Below are 19,370 nucleotides of genomic sequence, written 5' to 3'. Positions count from 1 at the left end.
CCGGCGGGTCGAGGCGCCCGTGCGGCTGCGGACCGGGCGGGGGAGGGGGCCGGGCGCCGCCGCGACCGGTGCGGCCGCGGCGGGCGCGAGGCTGGTGCGCACGAGCCCGGTGTGGGGCCCGGCAGCCCGGCCCGCCCGTCGGCCGGCCGGGCCCCGGGGTCAGGCCGCGGCGTCCTGCTCGGCGATGATGCGGGCGTTCCACTCGCGCTTGATCGCGCGCCAGCCCTCGTCGGTCTCGCCCAGGCGCCAGTACCCGGAGATCGACAGCCGCTCCTTGGGGATTCCGCGCTCCAGGCGCAGGTGGCGCCGCAGCTCCTTGACGAAGCCGGCCTCGCCGTGAACGAAGGCGTGCACGTCGCGGGAGGGGAAGTCCATCGACGTCACCGCCTCGACCAGGGCCTGGCCGACCGGGCGCCCGGCGCGGTGCAGCCACACCGGGACGATGCCGTCGGGGGTCGCGAACCTCTGCTCGTCCTCGGGGCCCTCCACCTCCACCAGCGCGTGGACGCGGGCGCCGGCCGGCATCCGCTCCATCGCCGCCGCGATGGCGGGCAGGGCGCTGTCGTCACCGACGAGCAGGTGCCAGTCGGCGGCCGGGTCGGGCGCGTACGCGCCGCCGGGGCCGAGAAAGCGGACCAGCTCGCCCGGCGTCGCCTGCGCGGCCCACGGGCCGGCGAGCCCCTCGTCGCCGTGGACGACGAAGTCGATCGTCAGCTCCAGGTGCGCCGGATCCCAGCTGCGGACCGTGTACGCGCGCTGCCGCGGCCACGCGGACGGCGGGAACTGCGCACGGATCCGCTGCAGGTCCCACGGCGCCGGGTAGGTGACCCCCTCCGGCGCGAACAGCAGCTTGATGTAGTGGTCCGTGAACTCGCCCGCGCTGAATCGGGCCAGTCCGGCGCCACCCAGAACCACCCGCACCATGTGCGGCGTGAGCCGCTCGGTACGCACGACGACTGCAGTGCCTACCTCGCGGGCGCGTCCTTCTGCCACGGCGTCTCCCCTGACTCACCTGAAACTTAGGATTGCCTAAGTTAGCATCTCAGGCAAGCAGGGACGCACGCAGGCGCGCCACCGCCCCGCCCAGGCCCCACCTCCGCGCCAGCGCGTCCAGGAGCTCCGGCTCCGCCGGCTCCGACGGCAGCGCCGGGTCGAAGTCGGGCAGCGGCACGTCCGTGGCGACCCGCACCACCTTGGGCGCCACCGCCAGGTACGGGCCGGCCTCCTGCAGCCGCCGGCGCTGCGTCGGCGTCAGCTTCGACCCGGGGTCGGCCGCCGCCGCGACGATCCCCGCCAGGTCCCCGTACGCCTCCAGCAGCTTCGCCGCCGTCTTCTCGCCGATCCCCGGCACCCCGGGCAGCCCGTCGCTCGGGTCGCCGCGCAGCAGGGCCAGATCCGCGTACCCGGGGCCGTCCACCCCGTACTTCGCCCGCAGCCACTCCCCGTCGGCGACCTGGAGGGTGCCGACGCCCTTCAGCGGGTACAGCACGCGGCGCTGCCGGCCGTCGTCCACCAGCTGGTAGAGGTCCCGGTCGCCCGTGACGATGTCCACGGGCCCGGTGGCGCGCGCCGTGAGCGTGCCGATCACGTCGTCCGCCTCGTACCCGGGCACGCCCACCCGGGCGATCCCGAAGGCGTCCAGGGCCGCCTCGATGATCGGGACCTGCGGCGCCAGCGTGTCCGGGGTCTCCTCGACATCCGGCCCGGCCGCCGTCTCCTCGGCCACGCGGTGCGCCTTGTACGAGGGGATCAGCTCCACCCGCCAGTGCGGCCGCCAGTCGGCGTCCATACAGGCCACGAGATCGTCGGGGCGGTGGTCCTGGACCAGGCGCCCGATGAAGTCCAGCAGCCCGCGCACGGCGTTCACCGGAGTGCCGTCCGGGGCCTTCACGGATTCCGGTACGCCGAAGTAGGCGCGGAAGTAGAGGGAGGCGGTGTCCAGCAGCATCAGCCGTCGAGTGCTCGTCATGACGGCGATCATGCCGCACCCCGCCGACGGGCGCGGCTGCGGCGGAAAAGACCGGAAAGAGACGCACGCATGACCGGGAGGCGAACACCGGTTTCACGCGCGGCGTAGCCCCGTCCGCTCCTGCACGCGAAACCGGGGGCGGTTGCTGCGTAAGGTGCTTACAGCACACTCCCGTGCGACGGACGCCGACGTACGCCGACAGACCTGACAAAGGGGAGGGCAGCCCCGCCATGGACGACAGGGACGGCTCGGAGGACAAGGAACGGGACAAGGACGCCAAGGAACCGCTCCGGGTGGGCGTGGCCGTGCGCAAGCGGCGCCGGGCCCTCCACCTCACCCTCGCCGCCGTATCGGCGCGCAGCGGACTGTCGGTGCCCTTCCTCAGCCAGATAGAGAACGAACGGGCCCGCCCCAGCATGCGCTCCCTCGAACGGGTCGCGGACGCGCTGGAGACCACGGCCGTCGAACTGCTCGCGGCCTCCGACACGGCGCGCACCGTCGACCTCGTACGCGCCGGCGACGAGTCCGGGCTGACCCCGCTCCCCGGCGTGCGCCCCCTCGTGCGCGGACACCACCAGCTCCACGCCATGGAGTTCACCGGCGACCAGGACGCCGGCCGCGAGTACCAGCACCGCAACGACGAGCTCATGTACGTCGTCTCCGGCGCCTGCCAGGTCGAGGCCGAGGGCCGCGCCTACCGCCTGGAGTGCGGCGACGCCCTGTTCCTCTCCGGCGGCGTCCGCCACCGCTGGAGGGCCGTCACCGAGGACACCCGGATACTCGTCGTCGCCGTCGGGGAGCACATCCACGCCTCCTCCGAGCCGCCCTCGCCGGGACACTGACCGACCGTGCGCGTCGTCTCGCTCGTCCCCTCGCTGACCGAGGCCGTCGCGGCCACCGCACCCGGCCTGCTCGCCGGCGTCACCGACTGGTGCACCCACCCCGCCGGCCTCGACCGGCGGGGTGCGGTCCGCATCGGCGGCACCAAGAACCCCGACGTCCCCGCGATCACCGCGCTCCGCCCCGACCTGGTGATCGCCAACGAGGAGGAGAACCGGGCCCCCGACCTCGACGCCCTGCGCGCCGCGGGCCTCGACGTCCTGGTCACCGAGGTGCGCACGCTGCCGCAGGCGCTGGACGAACTGGACCGGCTCCTGACGGGGGCGCTCGGACTGCCCCGGCCCCGCTGGCTCGACGAGGCGGAGCGGGCATGGGCCGGCCTGCCGCGCCCGGCCGCGCCGCTGAGGGCCGTCGTACCGGTGTGGCGGCGGCCCTGGATGGTGCTCGGCCGGGACACCTTCGCCGGGGACCTCCTGGCCCGGCTCGGCGTGGAGAACGTCTACGCCGGGCACGCCGAGCGCTACCCGCGGGTGGATCCGGCGGACCCGGCCGCCGCCGGCTGCGACCTGGTGGTGCTGCCGGACGAGCCGTACGCCTTCACCCGCGAGGACGGCCCGGAGGCGTTCCCCGGCCGCCCGGCCGCGCTCGTCAGCGGCCGCCACCTCACCTGGTACGGGCCCTCGCTCGCCGAGGCGCCCCGGGTCCTGGCCGCGGAGCTGGCCGCGGCCCGCTGAACCGCCCCGCCCCGGCCGTCAGCGGGGGAGGAGGCGGCCCGCCGCCAGGCCGCGCACCGTGTGCACGGCGGCCGCCAGCCAGGCGGCCGCCAGGCACAGGAACAGCGCCCAGGCCAGCCACCCGTACGCGGCCAGCCCCGTGTGCCGGGCCAGTCCGGCCGCGCCGGTGACGCAGGTGCCGACGGGGAAGGTCAGTGCCCACCAGGTCATCGCGAACCCCATCCCCCTCCGGGCCGCCCGCACCAGCAGCGCACCGGCCAGCGCCAGCCACAGCAGCGCGAAACCGAGCACGGGGACTCCGTACACGACGGCGAAACCGGCCAGCGCGCCGGCGTACGGGGCGCCGATCGCCCCCGGGGCCGCGTCGGCGAGCTGCCCGGCCGCGGTGGTGGACTGCCCCAGCGGCCCCAGCACCAGGAACAGGGTCGGCGTCAGCACCGCCGGGAGCGGCCCGCCGACCAGCAGCCGCCCGAACAGCAGCGGCAGCACCAGCAGCGTCGCCAGCAGACTCATCCCGAACAGCGCGAAGCAGCCCAGCAGCAGCGCCTCCCGCGCCTGCCCGGCCGGCAGGTGCGGTACCAGCAGGGGGCCGACCGCCGCGGACACCATGGGGGAGACCAGCGGCAGCAGCCACACCGGGGAGGCCTGCGAGGCCCGCACCTCGTGCCGCACCACCATCAGGTACGGCACCGCCACGGCCGTGGCCAGGCCGAGCACCGTGCCGGCGCCGAAGAGCACCGCGTCCGCGGCGAGCGCCGCCCGCTCCCCGAGCACGTCCCGCCCGACGGTGAGCGTGCCCGCGCCGACGGCCAGCAGCGCCATCGACAGGCAGCCGTGGAACGGGGCGACCGCCGGGTCGAGGAGGTGGGCGCGCGCCTGGTCCCGGTGGTGCAGCCAGTGGCCCGCCCGGGCGGCCAGGACGAGCGCCAGTACCGCGACGGACAGCGCCCACACGGCGACGCATGCCGTGCGCTGCCCCGGCAGCTGGTGCGGGAGCGCCGCCCCGGCGGTGGCAATGATCGCCGTGCCCATCACACAGGCGTACCAGTTGGGGCCGAACTGGCGCAGGGCGGGAAGGGGCCGGCGCGCTGCGCGGGCCGGGTGGGCCCCGGGGGCGGCGGCGGGCGCGGTGCGGGTGGCGGACGCGCGGGGAGGGACGGTGGTGCTGGCCATGGGCCCAGCCTCACCCGGCAAGGCCCCGGGCGGCAGAGGCCGCACACCTATGAGGCCATAAACTGACTTTATGGGTAACGAGGAGTGGGTTCCGCTGGTGCACCGGGTGCCGGACCTGGGCGCGCTGGAGCTGCTGCTCGCCGTCGCGCGCCTGGGCAGCCTCAGCGGCGCCGCCAAGCACATGGGCATCACACAGCCCGCCGCCAGCAGCCGGATCCGCGCGATGGAGGCCCGGCTCGGCGTCGCCCTCGTCGACCGCTCGCCCCGCGGCTCCACCCTCACCGCGGAGGGCGCGCTCGTCACCGACTGGGCCCGCCGGGTGGTGGAGGCCGCCGAGGCCTTCGACGCCGGCGCCCAGGCCCTGCGCGGGCGCCGCGACTCGCGGCTGCGCGTGGCCGCCAGCATGACCATCGCCGAGTACCTGCTGCCCGGCTGGCTGATCGCCCTGCGCGGGCAGCGGCCCGGCACGGCCGTCTCCCTCCAGGCCGGGAACTCGGCGCTGGTCGCGCGGCGGGTCCTCGCTCACGACGCGGACCTCGGCTTCGTCGAGGGCCTGACCGTCCCCGACGGGCTGGACGCGGCGGTGATCGCCGAGGACCGGCTCGTGGTCGCCGTCGCCCCGGAGCACCCGTGGGCGCGCCGCACCAAGGGCGTGGAGGCGGCCGAACTGGCCTCGACCCCGCTCATCCTCCGCGAGCGCGGCTCGGGTACCCGGCAGGTGCTCGACGGGGCGCTGGCCGACTGCGGCGGGCTCGCCGCGCCGCTGCTGGAACTGGCCTCGACGACCGCCGTCAAGGCCGCGGCCGTCAGCGGCGCCGGCCCCTGCGTCCTGTCCGAGCTCGCCCTCGGCGACGAGCTCGCCGCCCGCCGCCTGGTCCAGGTCCCCGTCACGGGCGCGGCCCTGGGGCGGGCCCTGCGGGCGGTGTGGCCCGCCGGCTCCCGCCCGGCCGGCCCGGCCCGGGACCTGCTGTCGCTCACCCGCGTCCGGCCCTGACCGGCCGGCCCGTACGCACCGGCCCGGGGGCGCGTCAGCGGCCGCGCCGCGTCGGGTCGTCCGCGTCCTGCGGCCACCCGTAGCCGGTGCGCGGCGGCTCCGGTACGGCGCCCATCGCCGCCAGGTCCCGGTCGGCGGCCCGCATCAGCTGCCCCGCCAGATCCCGCATGGCCCGGCTCGCCGCGAGCTCGTCGCCGATCGCCGGAACCTCGACGTCCTCCGGGTTGCAGCGCGCCGAGCCGCGGCCGACCAGCTTCGCCGTCCCCGTGTCCAGCACGGCGCGGGCACGGGTCGTCCCGCCCTCCTCCGTGAGCGAGACCCCGACCGTCCATTCCGCGGTGTGTGTCATGGCGCGCCCCGTCACTCTGCGATCTCGGTCCGTTCCCACCACTCGAACACGGGCAGACTGCCCTCCGGGCCGTCCTGCCGGCGCGCCGTGGCCCGGAAGTGCTCGTACCCGCCGCGGTGCGGGACCTTCACGTCCTCGCCGGGAGAGGGGGCGTCGACGACCCGCTCGGACAGGTCCGCCGGCCCGCCTTCCAGCACAGCCTTGTTCGTCATGCCTCCAGTCTTCCGACCTGCCGGGCGGCCCGCACGTCGGCGCATGCGGCGGCCGGACCGGCCGCCGCTCAGCGCGACTCGACGGGCGTGCGGGCGGCCGCGGCCCCGACGAGCGCCCCCACCACCCGGGTGTCCTTGTCGTGCTCCGGATGCCACTGCACGCCGAGCACCCACCGGTCGGGGCCAGGCAGTTCGACCGCCTCGACCGTGCCGTCGACCGCGTGCGCCGACGCGACCAGGCCCCGGCCCAGCCGGTCGACGGCCTGGTGGTGGTAGGTGGGCACCTCCGCCTCCTCCGGGACGAGCGCCGCGTAGCGCGTACCGGGCACCGGGCGGACCGGGTGCCAGGACATGACGCCCGGCTGGTGCAGGTGTCCGTCGATGTGCTGGACCAGGGTGCCGCCGAGGGCGACGTTGAGCGCCTGCATGCCGCGGCAGATGCCGAGCAGTGGCACGCCCGCGTCGAGGGCCGCCCCGATCAGGGCCAGCTCCCACTCGTCCCGCGCCGTCCCGGCCGGGCCCGTGCGCGGGTCGCGCGGCGCGCCGTAGCGGGCCGGGTCCACGTCCGGGCCGCCCGCGACGACCAGGCCGTCCAGCCGGCCCAGCACCTCCGCCGCGGCCCCCGGGGCGCCGTCCGGCGGGAGCAGCACGGCCGCACCGCCCGCCGCCTGGACGAGCTCGTAGTAGCCGGAGGGCACGAGGGACGCGGCGACGTCCCACACGCGGTAGCGGGCGGATTCCTCGACGTAGGTCGTGATGCCGATGAGCGGCCTGGGCACGGGGGCAACCTCCGGTGGCGGGTCGGTCGACGGGGGAGCGGGGGAGTGGGGGTACCCGGGGACCGGCGGTCAGTCCCGGGCCAGCTCGGCCTCTGCGCGGGCCAGCGCGGCGAACTCCTCCTCCGGCGCGGAGGCCACCAGGTGGTGCCGACTGTAGACCGCGAAGTAGGCGAGGGCGACGGCGTACACACCCAGGGCGATGAAGGCGGCGTCCCTGTCCACCAGGAAGGTGGCCGTGAGCGCCGCCAGCGCCAGGACGAACGCCGTGGCCGAGGTCGCCGTGCCGCCGGGCGTCCGGTACGGGCGCTCCAGGTGCGGCTCGCGGCGCCGCAGCACGAGGTGGGACAGGGCCATCAGCGCGTAGGAGATCGTCGCGCCGAACACCGCGATGTTCAGCATCCGCGGCCCGTCGCCCGTCGCCGCGGCCAGCGCGAAGCCGATCGCGCCCGGGATGAGCAGCCCCAGGTAGGGGGCCTTGCGCCGGGAGGTCAGCGACAGGAAGCGGGGCAGGTAGCCCGCCCGCGACAGCGCGAACAGCTGGCGCGAGCCGGCGTAGATGAGGGAGAAGAACGAGGCCACCAGGCCGGCGAGGCCCGCGTAGTTGACGAACGTCTTCAGCCACGACAGTCCGGGGTTGCCCTCCAGGGCCACCACCAGCGGGTTCCCGGCGTCCTTGATCGCGTCGGCGCCGCGCGCCCCCGTCGAGGCGAGGAAGGTGAGCAGTGCCAGCAGCACCAGGACGCCCATGGAGATCGACAGCGCCCGCGGCATCGACCGGACCGGGTCCTTGGCCTCCTCTGCCGCCAGCGGCACCCCCTCGACGCCGAGGAAGAACCACATCCCGAACGGGAACGCCGCCCAGATCCCCAGCAGACCCAGCGGCAGCCACGAGTTGGCCCCGAACGCGGTGGTGTCCACGGCGATGTCGTCCAGCCGCGAGGCGTCGAACTCGGTGAACGCGCCGACGGCGAACACCACGAGCGCGGTCACGGCCACCGCGGTGACGACGAGGGAGAAGCGCAGCGCCTCGCCGACGCCCCACAGGTGGATGCCGATGAACACGGCGAAGCAGGCCAGGTACACGGGCCAGCCGGAGGTCAGGCCGAAGAGGTGCAGGGACTCGACGTAGTCGCCGATGAAGATGGAGATCGCGGCGGGGGCGAGCACGTACTCGATGAGGATCGCGGTGCCGGTCAGGAAGCCGCCCCAGGGGCCGAGGGCGCGCCGGGCGAAGCCGTAGCCGCCGCCCGCCGTCGGCAGGATGGCCGACAGCTCGGCCAGGGAGAAGACCAGGCAGGCGTACATGGCGCCCATCAGGACCGTGGCGGCGGCCAGGCCGCCGAAGCCGCCCTGGGCGAGGCCGATGTTCCAGCCGGAGAAGTCGCCGGAGACGACGTACGCGACGCCGAGGCCGGTCAGCAGCAGCCAGCCGGCGCTGCCGCGGCGCAGCGTGCGGCGCTCCAGGTAGGCGTCGCCGCCCCCGGCGGCGGATCGGGCGGTCTGCGGCACGGCGGTGTCCAGCCGTGCCCCGGTGTCTTCGGCCATGTGCGCTCCCGCTGCCCAGGACAATGGTTGTGCCGCGTACCTTTGCCGTAGGAGTGCGGGATGCGCAAGACCCCCGCGCAAAACAGGCGGGCCGGGCCGGGCGTGCGTACCCTCAGGCCAGGAAGCCGCGCAGCAGCGCGGCCGTGCCGCAGCAGTGCTCCCGCATCACCTCGCGGGCCGCGTCCGCGTCCCGCTCCAGGACCGCCTCCACCAGGGCGGCGTGCTGCTGCTGCGAGTGCTCCAGGTTCCGCACCAGCAGGGGTATGCAGTCCAGCAGGTCGTTGACGGCGGCCCGGACTGCCGCGTACTGCGCCGTCAGCGTCGGCGAGCCCGCCAGCTCGCACAGCGCCAGGTGGAAGAGCGTGTCCCGGCGGCGGTAGTCCGCCAGCGGCGCGTCCTGCGTCGCCGCCAGCGCCGCCAGCAGCCGTTCCGACTCCTCCTCGGACAGCCCCTGCGCGGCGCACAGCCCGGCCGCCCCCACCTCCAGGACCTCGCGGAAGCGCAGCACGTCCTCCAGGTCGACCCCCGCGACGCGCCGGCGCAGCTCGTCCTCGCCGCCGCCGACCGGGGTGTCCGGGCGCGGCAGGACGAACGTCCCCCCGTACCGGCCCCGCCGCGCCTCCACCAGGCCCTGCTCCTGGAGCACCTTGAGCACCTCGCGCAGTGTGACCCGGCTGATGCCCATCCGCTCCGCCAGCTCCCGCTCCGGCGGCAGCCGCTCCCCGGCCGGCACCAGGCCCAGCCGCACCACCTGCAGGATCTGCTCCAGCGCCTCCTCGAAGCCGCTGCCCGCCCGCACCTGCCGCAGGACCGGGTTCAGCCGCGCCATCGCGCCGCCCCCGCTCGCCGTGTCGGCCATCTCGGCCCCTCCCCTTCCCAAGCAATGGTTCTGTTCAATACCTTAGGCCCCCTCGGCTCACCGAAGGAGAGATCCCCGTGGTAGACCGCACGCCGCCGCTCGCCCCCGAGGAGCTCCGCGCCCTCGTCGCGAGCGGCGAGATCGACACCGTCGTCCTCGCCTTCCCCGACATGCAGGGACGCCTCCAGGGCAAGCGGTTCGCCGCACAGTTCTTCCTCGACGAGGTCCTCGAACACGGCACGGAGGGCTGCAACTACCTCCTCGCCGTCGACACCGACATGAACACCGTCGACGGCTACGAGATGTCCTCCTGGGAGCGCGGCTACGGCGACTTCGCCATGCGCCCCGACACCGCCACCCTGCGCCGCATCCCCTGGCACCCCGGCAGCGCCCTCCTCCTCGCCGACCTCGCATGGAACGACGGCACCCCGGTCGTGGCCGCCCCCCGCCAGATCCTCCGCCGCCAGCTCGACCGCCTCGCCGGACACGGCTACACCGCCATGGTCGGCACCGAGCTGGAGTTCATGGTCTTCAAGGACACCTACGAACAGGCCTGGAACGCCGACTACCGCGCGCTGACCCCCGCCAACCAGTACAACACCGACTACTCGGTCCTCGGCACAGGCCGCATCGAGCCCCTCCTCCGCCGCATCCGCAACGACATGCAGGGCGCCGGACTGACCGTCGAATCCGCCAAGGGCGAGTGCAACCTCGGCCAGCACGAGATCGCCTTCCGCTACGACGAGGCGCTCACCACCTGCGACCAGCACGCCGTCTACAAGACCGGCGCCAAGGAGATCGCCGCCCAGGAAGGCGTCTCGCTCACCTTCATGGCCAAGTTCGACGCGCGCGAAGGCAACTCCTGCCACATCCACCTCTCCCTCACCGACTCCGAGGGCCGCAACGCCATGGCCGGCGACAGCCCCGACGGCATGTCCCCCCTCATGCGCCACTTCCTCGCCGGCCAGCTCGCCGCACTCCGCGACTTCTCCCTCCTCTACGCCCCCAACATCAACTCCTACAAGCGCTTCCGCCCCGGCTCCTTCGCCCCCACCGCCGTCGCCTGGGGCCACGACAACCGCACCTGCGCCCTCCGCGTCGTCGGCCACGGCCGCTCCACCCGCTTCGAGAACCGCCTCCCCGGCGGCGACGTCAACCCCTACCTCGCCGTCGCCGGACTCGTCGCCGCCGGCCTGCACGGCATCGAGAACGGCCTCGAACTCCCCGACCCCTGCCACGGCAACGCCTACACCGGCGGCTACGCCCACGTCCCCACCACCCTGCGCGAAGCCGCCGAACTCTGGGACAACAGCGAGATCGCCAAGGCCGCCTTCGGCCCCGAAGTCGTTGCCCACTACCTCAACATGGCCCGCGTCGAACTCGACGCCTACGACTCCGCCGTCACCGACTGGGAGCGCCGCCGCTCCTTCGAACGCCTCTGACCCGCCCCGGCCACGCCCCGCCCCCGCCCCGCCCCCGACCCCCGAAACCCCTCCGAAAGGCACCACGTGTCCGACGCGCTGGAAGTCCTCAACCCGGCCACCGGCGAAACCGTCGCCACCGTCCCGGCCGCCACACGGGACGACGTCGACGCCGCCGTCACCCGGGCCGCCGCAGCCCAGCGCACCTGGGCCGCCGCCGCCCCCGCCGACCGGGCCCGCCTGCTGCGCCGGTTCGCCGCCGCCGTCGACGCCCACAACGAGGAACTCGCCCGGCTCGAAGTCCTCGAAGCCGGACACACCATCGGCAACGCCCGCTGGGAAGCCGCCAACGTCCGCGACCTCCTCGACTACGCCGCAGGCGGCGTCGAACGGCTCACCGGCCGCCAGATCCCCGTCCCCGGCGGCATCGACGTCACCTTCCTCGAACCCCTCGGCGTCATCGGCGTCATCGCCCCCTGGAACTTCCCCATGCCGATCGCCGCCTGGGGACTCGCACCCGCCCTCGCCGCCGGAAACGCCGTCATCCTCAAGCCCGCCGAGGCCACCCCCCTCACCGCCCTGCGCCTCGCCGAACTCGCCCTCGACGCCGGGCTCCCCGAACACCTCCTCCAGGTGCTCCCCGGCCGCGGCGACACCGCCGGCGACGCCCTCGTCGAACACCCCGGCATCGCGAAGATCGTCTTCACCGGATCCACCCGCACCGGCAAGCAGATCATGGCCAAGTGCGCCGACCGGGTGAAACCCGTCACCCTCGAACTCGGCGGCAAGAGCCCCAACATCGTCTTCGCCGACGCCGACCTCGAAGCCGCCGCCGCGGCCGCCCCCATGTCCTTCCTCGACAACACCGGCCAGGACTGCTGCGCCCGCACCCGCATCCTCGTCCAGCGCACCGTCCACGACCGCTTCCTCGACCTCCTCGCCCCCCTCGTCGAAGGCGTCGCCGTCGGCGACCCCGCCGACGAGAAGACCCAGATGGGCCCCCTCATCTCGCAGGCCCAGCTCGACCGCGTACGGTCCTACGTCACCGACGACCTCACCGCCGTCCGCGGCACCGCACCCGACGGGCCCGGCTTCTGGTACCCGCCCACCCTCGTCACCGGCGCCGACCCCACCGCGCCCGTCGCCGTCGAAGAGGTCTTCGGACCCGTCGCCGTCGTCCTCCCCTTCGACGACGAGGACGACGCCGTCCGCCTCGCCAACGCCACCGAGTACGGCCTCTCCGGCTCCCTGTGGACCCGCGACGTCGGCCGTGCCCTGCGCGTCTCCCGCGCCGTCGCCGCCGGCAACCTCTCCGTCAACTCCCACAGCAGCGTCCGCTACTGGACCCCCTTCGGCGGCTACAAGCAGTCCGGCCTCGGCCGGGAGCTCGGCCCCGACGCCCTCACCGCATTCACCGAGACCAAGAACGTCTTCATCAGCACGGAGGCCTGAACCCATGACCACCGACCGGACCACCGAAGAGATCGTCTGCCGCCGCCTCGTCGGCCGCACCGCCGTCATCACCGGCGCCGGCAGCGGCATCGGCCTCGCCACCGCCCGCCGCCTCGCCTCCGAAGGCGCCAACGTGGTCTGCGGCGACATCGACGAAACCGCCGGCAAGGCCGCCGCCGAAGAAGTCGGCGGCACCTTCGCCAAGGTCGACGTCACCAGCCCCGAAGACGTCGAAGCCCTCTTCAGGACCGCCTACGACACCTACGGCTCCGTCGACATCGCCTTCAACAACGCCGGCATCTCGCCCCCCGACGACGACTCCATCCTCACCACCGGCCTCGACGCCTGGAAGCGCGTCCAGGACGTCAACCTCACCTCCGTCTACCTGTGCTGCAAGGCCGCCCTGCCCTACATGCAGCGCCAGGGCCGCGGCTCCATCATCAACACCGCCTCCTTCGTCGCCGTCATGGGCGCCGCCACCTCCCAGATCTCCTACACCGCCTCCAAGGGCGGCGTCCTCGCCATGTCCCGCGAACTCGGCGTCCAGTTCGCCCGCGAAGGCATCCGCGTCAACGCCCTCTGCCCCGGACCGGTCAACACCCCGCTGCTGCAGGAGCTGTTCGCCAAGGACCCCGAGCGCGCCGCCCGCCGCCTCGTCCACATCCCGCTCGGCCGCTTCGCCGAAGCCGAGGAGATCGCGGCCGCCGTCGCCTTCCTCGCCAGCGACGACTCCTCCTTCATCAACGCCACCGACTTCCTGGTGGACGGCGGCATCTCCGGGGCCTACGTCACGCCGCTGTAGGGAGGCACGCACGGGGCGGGGGCCGCCGCTACAGGAACGTGCGGCCCTCGCCCCGGTACGTCGGCACCGCCGACGCGACACGGTCCCCCTCCACCAGGTACAGCACGTCGAACCGCTCGCACAGCTCGCCCGCCTTCGCATGCCGGAACCACACCCGGTCGCCGATCAGCAGATCGTCCGCCGCCGCGCCCAGCAGCGGCGTCTGCACCTCACCAGCCCCCTCCAACGGGTCGTACCGCAGCCCCCGCGGCAGATACGGCTCCGGCAGCCGGTCCGCACCCGCCGCCCCCGACGCCGGATACCCGCCGCCCAGCACCGTCACCACCCCCACCCCGGGCCGCCGCACCACCGGCTGCGCGAACAGCGCCGCGGGACGCCCGCGGAACGACGTGTAGTTGTCGAACAGCCGCGGCACGTACAGCCCCGACCCCGCGGCGACCTCCGTCACCGCATCCTCCGCGGCCGTCTGCTGCACACTGCCCGTCCCACCGCCGTTGACGAACTCCAGCCCCGGCACGACCTGCCGTACGGCACGCACCGCCTCCGCCCGCCGCACCGCCAGCTCCCGCCGCGCCGCCGCCTGCATGAGCCGGATCGCCCGCGACCTCAGCGGCCGCCCCGCCACCGCGTCACCGACACCGGCGACGTGCCCCTCGTACCCCATCACCCCCACGACCCGGAACCCGGGCCGCGCGGCCACCGCCCGCGCCAGCTCCGCCAGCGCTGCCGGCTCCCGCAGCGGCGACCGGCGGGCACCGACCCGCACCCGCCCGCCCAGCAGCCGCAACCCGGTGTCCAGCTCCAGACAGACCCGCACCTCCTGCGAGCCGCCCGCGCGAGCGGCATCGATCAGCTCCAGCTGCGCCACGTCGTCCACCATGACCGTCACGGCCGCAGCCAGCTTCGGATCGCCCGCGAGCTCGGCGAAGCCGGCCCGGTCCGCCGACGGGTAGGCCAGCAGCACGTCGCTGAACCCGGACCGGGCCAGCCACAGGGACTCGGCCAGCGTGTACGACATGACCCCGGCGAAACCGGGCCGCGCGAGCACCCGCTCCAACAGCGCCCGACAGCGCACCGACTTGCTCGCCACCCGCACCGGCTTGCCGCCGGCCCGGCGCACGAGATCGTCGGCGTTGGCGTCGAACGCATCGAGATCGACGATGGCCAAGGGCGCTTCGAGATGCGCGGTGGCCCGGTCATACCGAGCCCGATCGAGACCGGGGGTAGGTGTCATGGGCGGCAGCTTGCCACGGGGGGATACCGGGGGGTAGGGGTGCGGGGGAGGGCAGGGGCAGGGGCAGGGCCGGGATCGGGGTGGGGCCGTGGTGCTGTGCGCGGGGGTGGTGGTCGGGGCGGTGTCGGGGGTTGGTCGGGGTCGGGGTGGTGGCTGGTGGCGGGCCGCCAGTCCAGTGTCAGCGCGGGCCGGGGCGGGCCGTCAAGGGCGCTCCCGTTGGTCGCGTCGCTGCGCGATGGCCCTTCGGGCCACCCTTGACGGCCCGCCCCGTCCCGCACCGACAGAAGACTGTCGCCCCACCCCCAGCAGGAACAACGCCCAGGGGGACCCATACCGGGAAGGCCCCCGCCGCGCAGAGGACGACCACGGCTCCGCCACGCCCTCCCACCCCAGCCATACCTCACACCCCGTCAGCCCTCCGGGCGCCGCCGATCGCTACACGGCCGGGCTGGGTAGGCGGCCGCGGCCTGCCCGTGCCTGCGGAGGCGCCTCAGATCGCTACACGGCTGGGCCGGGTGGGCGACTGCGGCTGTCCGGGGCCGGCGAACGCCCCTGTCCACCGTGCGCTGCCCCAGGTCGGCGTCCTCAGCCCGTCCGTGGTTGCCGATGCGCAGCAACCAGCCGCACGAGGCGCTCGGTTGGCGGCTGTCGGCGGTCTGGTGCCGCCCGATGCACGACGGATCGCAGGAAGCCGTAGGAAGCCGTAGGAAGCCGTGGGAAGCCGCAGAAGGGGGTGCCTGTAGGAGTCGGGCTGACCACAGTGGTCCTGCGTGTCCAGGAGGCTCGCAGTCAAGGGAATCTGAGCGCGAACGGGGCTTCGTGTGCCGAAACGATGTCTGGGGCGTCGTTTACCCACAACACGTCCTCTTGCCGCCCCCACAGGCCACCTCCCCCACCCCGTCAACCCCACCCGCCCCGGCTGTGTCGCACCCGCCCCCTCACGGACACCCGCAGTGATCTGAGGCGCCCTCACTGCCGCCGCACACGGTCCGCGGCCGCCCACCCAGCCCGGCCGCGTAGCGATCTGAGGCGCCTCCGCAAGCACGAGCGGGCCGCAGCCGCCAACCCCGCGGAACCGCGTAGCGATCTCGGGCGCCCAGGGCGGCTGGTGAGGCACCTGATGCTGCCGGGACGGAAAGGGCCGTGGCGGAGCCGTGGTCGTCCTCTGCGCGGCTGGGGCCCTCCCGGTATGGGTCCCCCTGGGCGTTGTTCCTGCTGGGGGTGGGGCGACAGTCTTCTGTCGGTGCGGGACGGGGCGGGCCGTCAAGGGTGGCCCGAAGGGCCATCGCGCAGCGACGCGACCAACGGGAGCGCCCTTGACGGCCCGCCCCGGCCCGCGCTGACACTGGACTGGCGGCCCGCCACCAGCCACCACCCCGACCCCGACCAACCCCCGACACCGCCCCGACCACCACCCCCGCGCACAGCACCACGGCCCCACCCCGATCCCGGCCCTGCCCACCCCGCCGCCCACGCCTCGCACCCCGCCCTCCGCGTAAAGTAGCTGCGGCAGCCGTACGGAACGGGGGGCGGAGTCGTCGGATGAGTGCGTCGGCGCCGTATGAGGCGGTTTTGGCCGAGTCCGAGTCGGTTCCGTCTCGGGGAGCCGGGCGGCGGGGGCAGTCGCAGCGGCTCGTCGCCGTGTTGTGCGCCGTGGTCGGGACGGGCCTGCTCGCCGGGACGGCTCTGACGGGGTGGGCCGAGCGGCATGCCGCCGGACGGGTGCCGTCCGCCGACGCCGCCTACCGCAAGGCCGGTTCGCTGTGGCGGGACGCCCCCGTCGACGCCCTCTTCCCGCCCGTGCTCGCCGGACCCGGTGCCGGGCCCGGCGGGGCCGACCGGACCTGGACCCGCGTGGCCGTCGCCCCCGACGCCGACTGTGCGGCCGCGCTGGCCGCCGAGTGGCGGGCGGCGTTCGCCGGGACCGGGTGTACGCGCGTGCTGCGGGCCTCGTACACCGATGCCACCCGCAGCTCCCTCGTCGCCGTCGGCATGGTGTTCACCCCCGGCGAGGCGTCCGCCATGGCCGGGCTGCAGGGGCGGCTCGGGGCGCCGCCCGGGTTCGGGTTCGCCGACGAGCGCCGCGCCGCCTGGACGGCGGCCGTCCTGTCGGAGGGGCCCGTCGTCGTCTACACGGTCGCCGCGTTCGCCGACGGCCGCGTCCTCGACGCGCCCGTCCCGGCCGAGGAAGCCGTGCGCGCCGATGCCTCCGGGGCCGTCGCCCAGTCCGGGCTCGGCCACGAGGCGAAGGCCGTCGGGGAGTTGGTGCGGGCCGGCCTCAGCTCGCTCGCCGTTCCGGCCGGGTCCGCGCGGTGAGGCGGGGCAAGGCCGGTGCGGCCCTGGTCATCGGGGCCGTCCTGGCCGTCGGGGTGCCCGCCGCGCCCGCCGCCGCGGACACCGATGCCGTACGCGACCGGCAGTGGGGGCTGACGGCGCTGCGCGCCGAGGAGGCGTGGGGGACCACGCAGGGCGGCGGGGTCACCGTCGCCGTCCTCGACACGGGTGTCGACGCCGGACACCCGGACCTCGCCGGGCAGGTCCTCGAAGGCGCCGACCTGGTCGGCATGGGCGCGGGCCCCGGCGACCGGGCCTGGGCGCGGCACGGGACGGCCATGGCGGGGATCATCGCCGGGCACGGCCACGGCCGGCACCGCAGGGCCGGTGTCCTCGGGGTGGCCCCGCAGGCCCGGATCCTGCCGGTCCGCGTGATCCTGGAGGAGGGCGATCCGGGCCGGGCCGAGGCGCGGGAGAGCAAGGGCGGTGCGCTCGCCGAGGGGATCCGGTGGGCCGCCGACCACGGGGCGGACGTGATCAACCTGTCGCTCGGCGACGACAGCGACTCCGCGCACCACGAGGCCGCCGAGGACGAGGCGGTGCAGTACGCGCTGGCGAAGGGCGTCGTCGTGGTCGCCTCCGCCGGCAACGGCGGCCGGGAGGGCAACCACGCCTCCTACCCGGCCGCCTACCCGGGGGTGATCGCCGTCGCGGCGGTCGACCGCCGCGGCCGGAAGGCGCCGTTCTCGACGCGCAGCTGGTACGCCAGCGTCTGCGCGCCCGGTGTCGACATCGTCATCGCCGACCCCGACCGCTCCTACTACGAGGGCTGGGGGACGAGCGCGGCCGCCGCGTTCGTCTCCGGGGCGGTGGCGCTCGTCCGGGCCGCCCACCCCGAGCTGTCCCCGGCGCAGATCAAGAAGCTGCTGGAGGACACCGCCGCCGACGCCCCCGCAGGCGGCCGGAACGACGCCCGAGGGCACGGCCTGGTCGATCCCGCCGCCGCGCTGCAGGCCGCGGATGCGCTGCGCCCCGAGCCCGCCGTGCCCCGGCCCGCCGCCGCGGGCAGCGCGCACTTCGGCCCGGGACCGGAGCCGGCCCCGGCGGACGCGGCCGCCGCCGGGCCGGTGCTGCCCGCGGCGGCGGGCACCGGGCTGGGGCTGCTGGTGCTGGCGGCCGTGCTGGCCCGGCGCCCGTCCGGCCGCCCCGCCCGGCCGCCGCGCGGGAGCGCAGACCAGGGGGATAGGGTCGGGTAACTGTGGCGAACAAGAACATCCCCGACCCCGGCTACTCCGACGACGACGGCTCCGCAGACCCCCGGCTGAGCGCGGCCCTGGCCGCCTGGTCCGAGGACCGGGAGAGGGAGCCGGAGGTGCTGGCCGCGCTCAAGGGCGCCCGGCTCCTGGTCCCGGTGGTCGCGGTCCTCGGCGAGGTCGAGACCGATCCGGAGACCGGGCTCAGGCGGGAGAAGACCAGCGACATGGCTGTGCCCACCCTTCAGGCGGGGAACCGGCGGGCGCTGCCCGCCTTCACCTCCACCGCCTCGCTCGCGCTGTGGGACCCGGCGGCCCGGCCGGTCGCGGTCCCGCTCCACCAGGCGCTGGCGGCCGCCGCGCACGAGAAGGCCGACACGGTCGTCCTCGACATGGCCGGCCCCGTCGCGTACGAGCTCACCGGCCGGGCGCTGCTCGCGCTCGCCGAGGGCCGCACGGACACCGATCCGCTGACCGACCCGGCCGTGCACGAGGCCGTACGGGCCGCGGTGGCCGCGGAGCCCGCGGTGCTGCGGGCGCACCTCGGGCCCGGCGGCCCCGACGCCGACGGCACGCTCGCGATCGTGCTGGCCGCCGGCGCGGAGCCCGGGGCCGCGGCCAGGAGCGTGGCCGGGGCGCTCGCCGCGGACGAGACGCTGCGGGCCCGGCTGGTGCGCGGGCTGGACCTGGCGCTGCTCCCGGAGTCGGCGCCGGCCCCGCCGGGCGAAGCCCTCTTCACCCGCTGACCCGCTGACCCCCGGAGCCCGGGGGCGCGTACGCGAGAGGGCCGGGGCGGCTGCCGCCCCGGCCCTCCGGTTCGTTCCCGTACGCCCGGCCTGTCAGCCGAAGACCGGTCCCGTGAACTTCTCGCCCGGCCCCTGGCCCGGCTCGTCCGGGACGACGGACGCCTCGCGGAAGGCGAGCTGGAGGGACTTCAGGCCGTCGCGCAGCGGTGCGGCGTGGAAGGAGCTGATCTCGGTGGCGCTCGCGGTGACCAGGCCGGCGAGGGCGGTGATCAGCTTGCGGGCCTCGTCGAGGTCCTTGTGCTCGGAGTCCGGCTTGTCGAGGCCCAGGTTGACCGCCGCGGCGCTCAGCAGGTGCACGGCCACCGTGGTGATCACCTCGACGGCGGGCACGTCCGCGATGTCGCGCGTCATGGCGTCGTAGTCGGGGGCCGGGTCGGCCGCGGTGGCGGGGGTGGGGGTCGCGTCAGTCATGCCCCCACGATAAGCCGGGCCCGGGAGGCGCCTGCCGCGGCTCCTGGCGAGCGCGCCCGGCGCGGACTGCTATATTGGAGGGACGACCGGCCGGAGACGTATGTCCCCGGCCCACAAGTGGAGGCTCCGTTCTCCCACCCGACCGCCTTCCGGGGCGGCGGGTCACCGGTCAGGCGGCATCCATCGTTCCGTACGGATGATGGAAAGCCGTCCGATGCTGCGCCCCGCGGTTCGCGCCCGGCGGTGCTCCGGTTGTTTTGGAG

At 75.2% G+C, this 19,370-nt stretch carries 19 protein-coding genes; 9 read left to right on the top strand and 10 right to left on the bottom strand.

What is annotated here, in order from left to right; genetic code table 11:
* Window positions 1–159: 159 nt before the first annotated feature.
* Window positions 160–993, bottom strand: coding sequence for a siderophore-interacting protein (locus C0216_RS21550; RefSeq protein ID WP_114056868.1), 834 nt, complete (start codon window positions 991–993; stop codon window positions 160–162).
* Between the two features lie 49 nt (window positions 994–1,042).
* A complete protein-coding gene (locus C0216_RS21545; RefSeq protein ID WP_114058824.1) occupies window positions 1,043–1,948 on the bottom strand; it encodes a 5'-3' exonuclease in 906 nt (301 codons plus the stop codon).
* A gap of 251 nt (window positions 1,949–2,199) precedes the next feature.
* Here C0216_RS21545 and C0216_RS21540 point away from each other — a divergent pair, with 251 nt between their 5' ends.
* Together C0216_RS21540 and C0216_RS21535 are read left to right on the top strand one after the other, a co-directional pair.
* The gene (locus C0216_RS21540; protein WP_114056867.1) at window positions 2,200–2,811 is read left to right on the top strand and encodes a helix-turn-helix domain-containing protein; all 612 of its coding nucleotides are present in this window, start codon (window positions 2,200–2,202) and stop codon (window positions 2,809–2,811) included.
* A gap of 6 nt (window positions 2,812–2,817) precedes the next feature.
* Window positions 2,818–3,543, top strand: a complete 726-nt coding sequence (locus C0216_RS21535) for a helical backbone metal receptor (RefSeq protein ID WP_114056866.1) — start codon at window positions 2,818–2,820, stop codon at window positions 3,541–3,543.
* Between the two features lie 18 nt (window positions 3,544–3,561).
* Here C0216_RS21535 and C0216_RS21530 read toward each other — a convergent pair whose 3' ends face one another.
* Window positions 3,562–4,716 carry a TDT family transporter gene (locus tag C0216_RS21530; RefSeq protein WP_114056865.1) on the bottom strand — a complete coding sequence of 385 codons (1,155 nt, stop codon included), beginning with the start codon at window positions 4,714–4,716 and terminating at the stop codon, window positions 3,562–3,564.
* Window positions 4,717–4,786: 70 nt separating this feature from the next.
* Here C0216_RS21530 and C0216_RS21525 point away from each other — a divergent pair, with 70 nt between their 5' ends.
* Complete coding sequence (locus C0216_RS21525) at window positions 4,787–5,710, top strand: LysR family transcriptional regulator (protein WP_114056864.1); 924 nt, start codon at window positions 4,787–4,789, stop codon at window positions 5,708–5,710.
* A gap of 34 nt (window positions 5,711–5,744) precedes the next feature.
* On the opposite strand, the gene C0216_RS21520 is transcribed toward C0216_RS21525, so the two are convergent.
* The 5 genes from C0216_RS21520 to C0216_RS21500 all read right to left on the bottom strand — a co-directional run bounded on the left by C0216_RS21520 (window position 5,745) and on the right by C0216_RS21500 (window position 9,454).
* Window positions 5,745–6,059, bottom strand: a complete 315-nt coding sequence (locus C0216_RS21520; protein WP_114056863.1) for a DUF1876 domain-containing protein — start codon at window positions 6,057–6,059, stop codon at window positions 5,745–5,747.
* Between the two features lie 11 nt (window positions 6,060–6,070).
* Window positions 6,071–6,271, bottom strand: coding sequence for a DUF5988 family protein (locus C0216_RS21515; RefSeq protein ID WP_114056862.1), 201 nt, complete (start codon window positions 6,269–6,271; stop codon window positions 6,071–6,073).
* Window positions 6,272–6,339: 68 nt separating this feature from the next.
* Complete coding sequence (locus C0216_RS21510) at window positions 6,340–7,050, bottom strand: gamma-glutamyl-gamma-aminobutyrate hydrolase family protein (protein WP_114056861.1); 711 nt, start codon at window positions 7,048–7,050, stop codon at window positions 6,340–6,342.
* Window positions 7,051–7,119: 69 nt separating this feature from the next.
* Window positions 7,120–8,595 (bottom strand): ethanolamine permease, encoded by a 1,476-nt coding sequence (gene eat / locus C0216_RS21505; RefSeq protein ID WP_246042646.1) that lies wholly within the window; start codon window positions 8,593–8,595, stop codon window positions 7,120–7,122.
* Window positions 8,596–8,707: 112 nt separating this feature from the next.
* Window positions 8,708–9,454: a FadR/GntR family transcriptional regulator gene (locus C0216_RS21500; protein WP_114056860.1), complete on the bottom strand. Its 747-nt coding sequence runs from the start codon at window positions 9,452–9,454 to the stop codon at window positions 8,708–8,710.
* A 77-nt stretch (window positions 9,455–9,531) separates the two neighbouring features.
* On the opposite strand from C0216_RS21500, the gene C0216_RS21495 reads away from it, so the two are divergent.
* The 3 genes from C0216_RS21495 to C0216_RS21485 all read left to right on the top strand — a co-directional run bounded on the left by C0216_RS21495 (window position 9,532) and on the right by C0216_RS21485 (window position 13,129).
* Entirely contained in the window at window positions 9,532–10,896 is a 1,365-nt protein-coding gene (locus tag C0216_RS21495; RefSeq protein WP_114056859.1) for a glutamine synthetase family protein, read from the top strand.
* A 66-nt stretch (window positions 10,897–10,962) separates the two neighbouring features.
* On the top strand, window positions 10,963–12,327 hold the full coding sequence (locus C0216_RS21490; protein WP_114056858.1) for an aldehyde dehydrogenase family protein: 1,365 nt from the start codon (window positions 10,963–10,965) through the stop codon (window positions 12,325–12,327).
* 4 nt (window positions 12,328–12,331) lie between these two features.
* Complete coding sequence (locus C0216_RS21485) at window positions 12,332–13,129, top strand: 3-oxoacyl-ACP reductase (protein ID WP_114056857.1); 798 nt, start codon at window positions 12,332–12,334, stop codon at window positions 13,127–13,129.
* 28 nt (window positions 13,130–13,157) lie between these two features.
* Here the strand turns inward: C0216_RS21485 and C0216_RS21480 are convergent, their stop codons facing one another.
* Window positions 13,158–14,363 (bottom strand): amino acid deaminase/aldolase, encoded by a 1,206-nt coding sequence (locus C0216_RS21480; RefSeq protein WP_114056856.1) that lies wholly within the window; start codon window positions 14,361–14,363, stop codon window positions 13,158–13,160.
* A gap of 1,572 nt (window positions 14,364–15,935) precedes the next feature.
* Here C0216_RS21480 and C0216_RS21470 point away from each other — a divergent pair.
* Genes C0216_RS21470 through C0216_RS21460 form a run of 3 tightly spaced genes read left to right on the top strand, consistent with a single transcriptional unit; the run spans window position 15,936 to window position 18,636 of the window.
* Window positions 15,936–16,679, top strand: a complete 744-nt coding sequence (locus C0216_RS21470; protein ID WP_162793274.1) for a hypothetical protein — start codon at window positions 15,936–15,938, stop codon at window positions 16,677–16,679.
* Window positions 16,676–17,893, top strand: a complete 1,218-nt coding sequence (gene mycP / locus C0216_RS21465) for a type VII secretion-associated serine protease mycosin (protein WP_114056853.1) — start codon at window positions 16,676–16,678, stop codon at window positions 17,891–17,893. The genes C0216_RS21470 and mycP overlap by 4 nt, the downstream gene beginning before the upstream one ends.
* Window positions 17,894–17,895: 2 nt before the next feature.
* Window positions 17,896–18,636, top strand: a complete 741-nt coding sequence (locus C0216_RS21460; RefSeq protein ID WP_114056852.1) for an SseB family protein — start codon at window positions 17,896–17,898, stop codon at window positions 18,634–18,636.
* A 93-nt stretch (window positions 18,637–18,729) separates the two neighbouring features.
* Here the strand turns inward: C0216_RS21460 and C0216_RS21455 are convergent, their stop codons facing one another.
* Window positions 18,730–19,107, bottom strand: coding sequence for a DUF1844 domain-containing protein (locus C0216_RS21455; protein WP_114056851.1), 378 nt, complete (start codon window positions 19,105–19,107; stop codon window positions 18,730–18,732).
* Window positions 19,108–19,370 lie beyond the last annotated feature (263 nt).

This window comes from Streptomyces globosus, assembly GCF_003325375.1.
Lineage (GTDB): Bacteria > Actinomycetota > Actinomycetes > Streptomycetales > Streptomycetaceae > Streptomyces > Streptomyces globosus_A.
The sequence above is the reverse complement of the archived record's forward strand: the minus strand, read 5'-3'. Positions and strand labels throughout refer to the sequence as shown.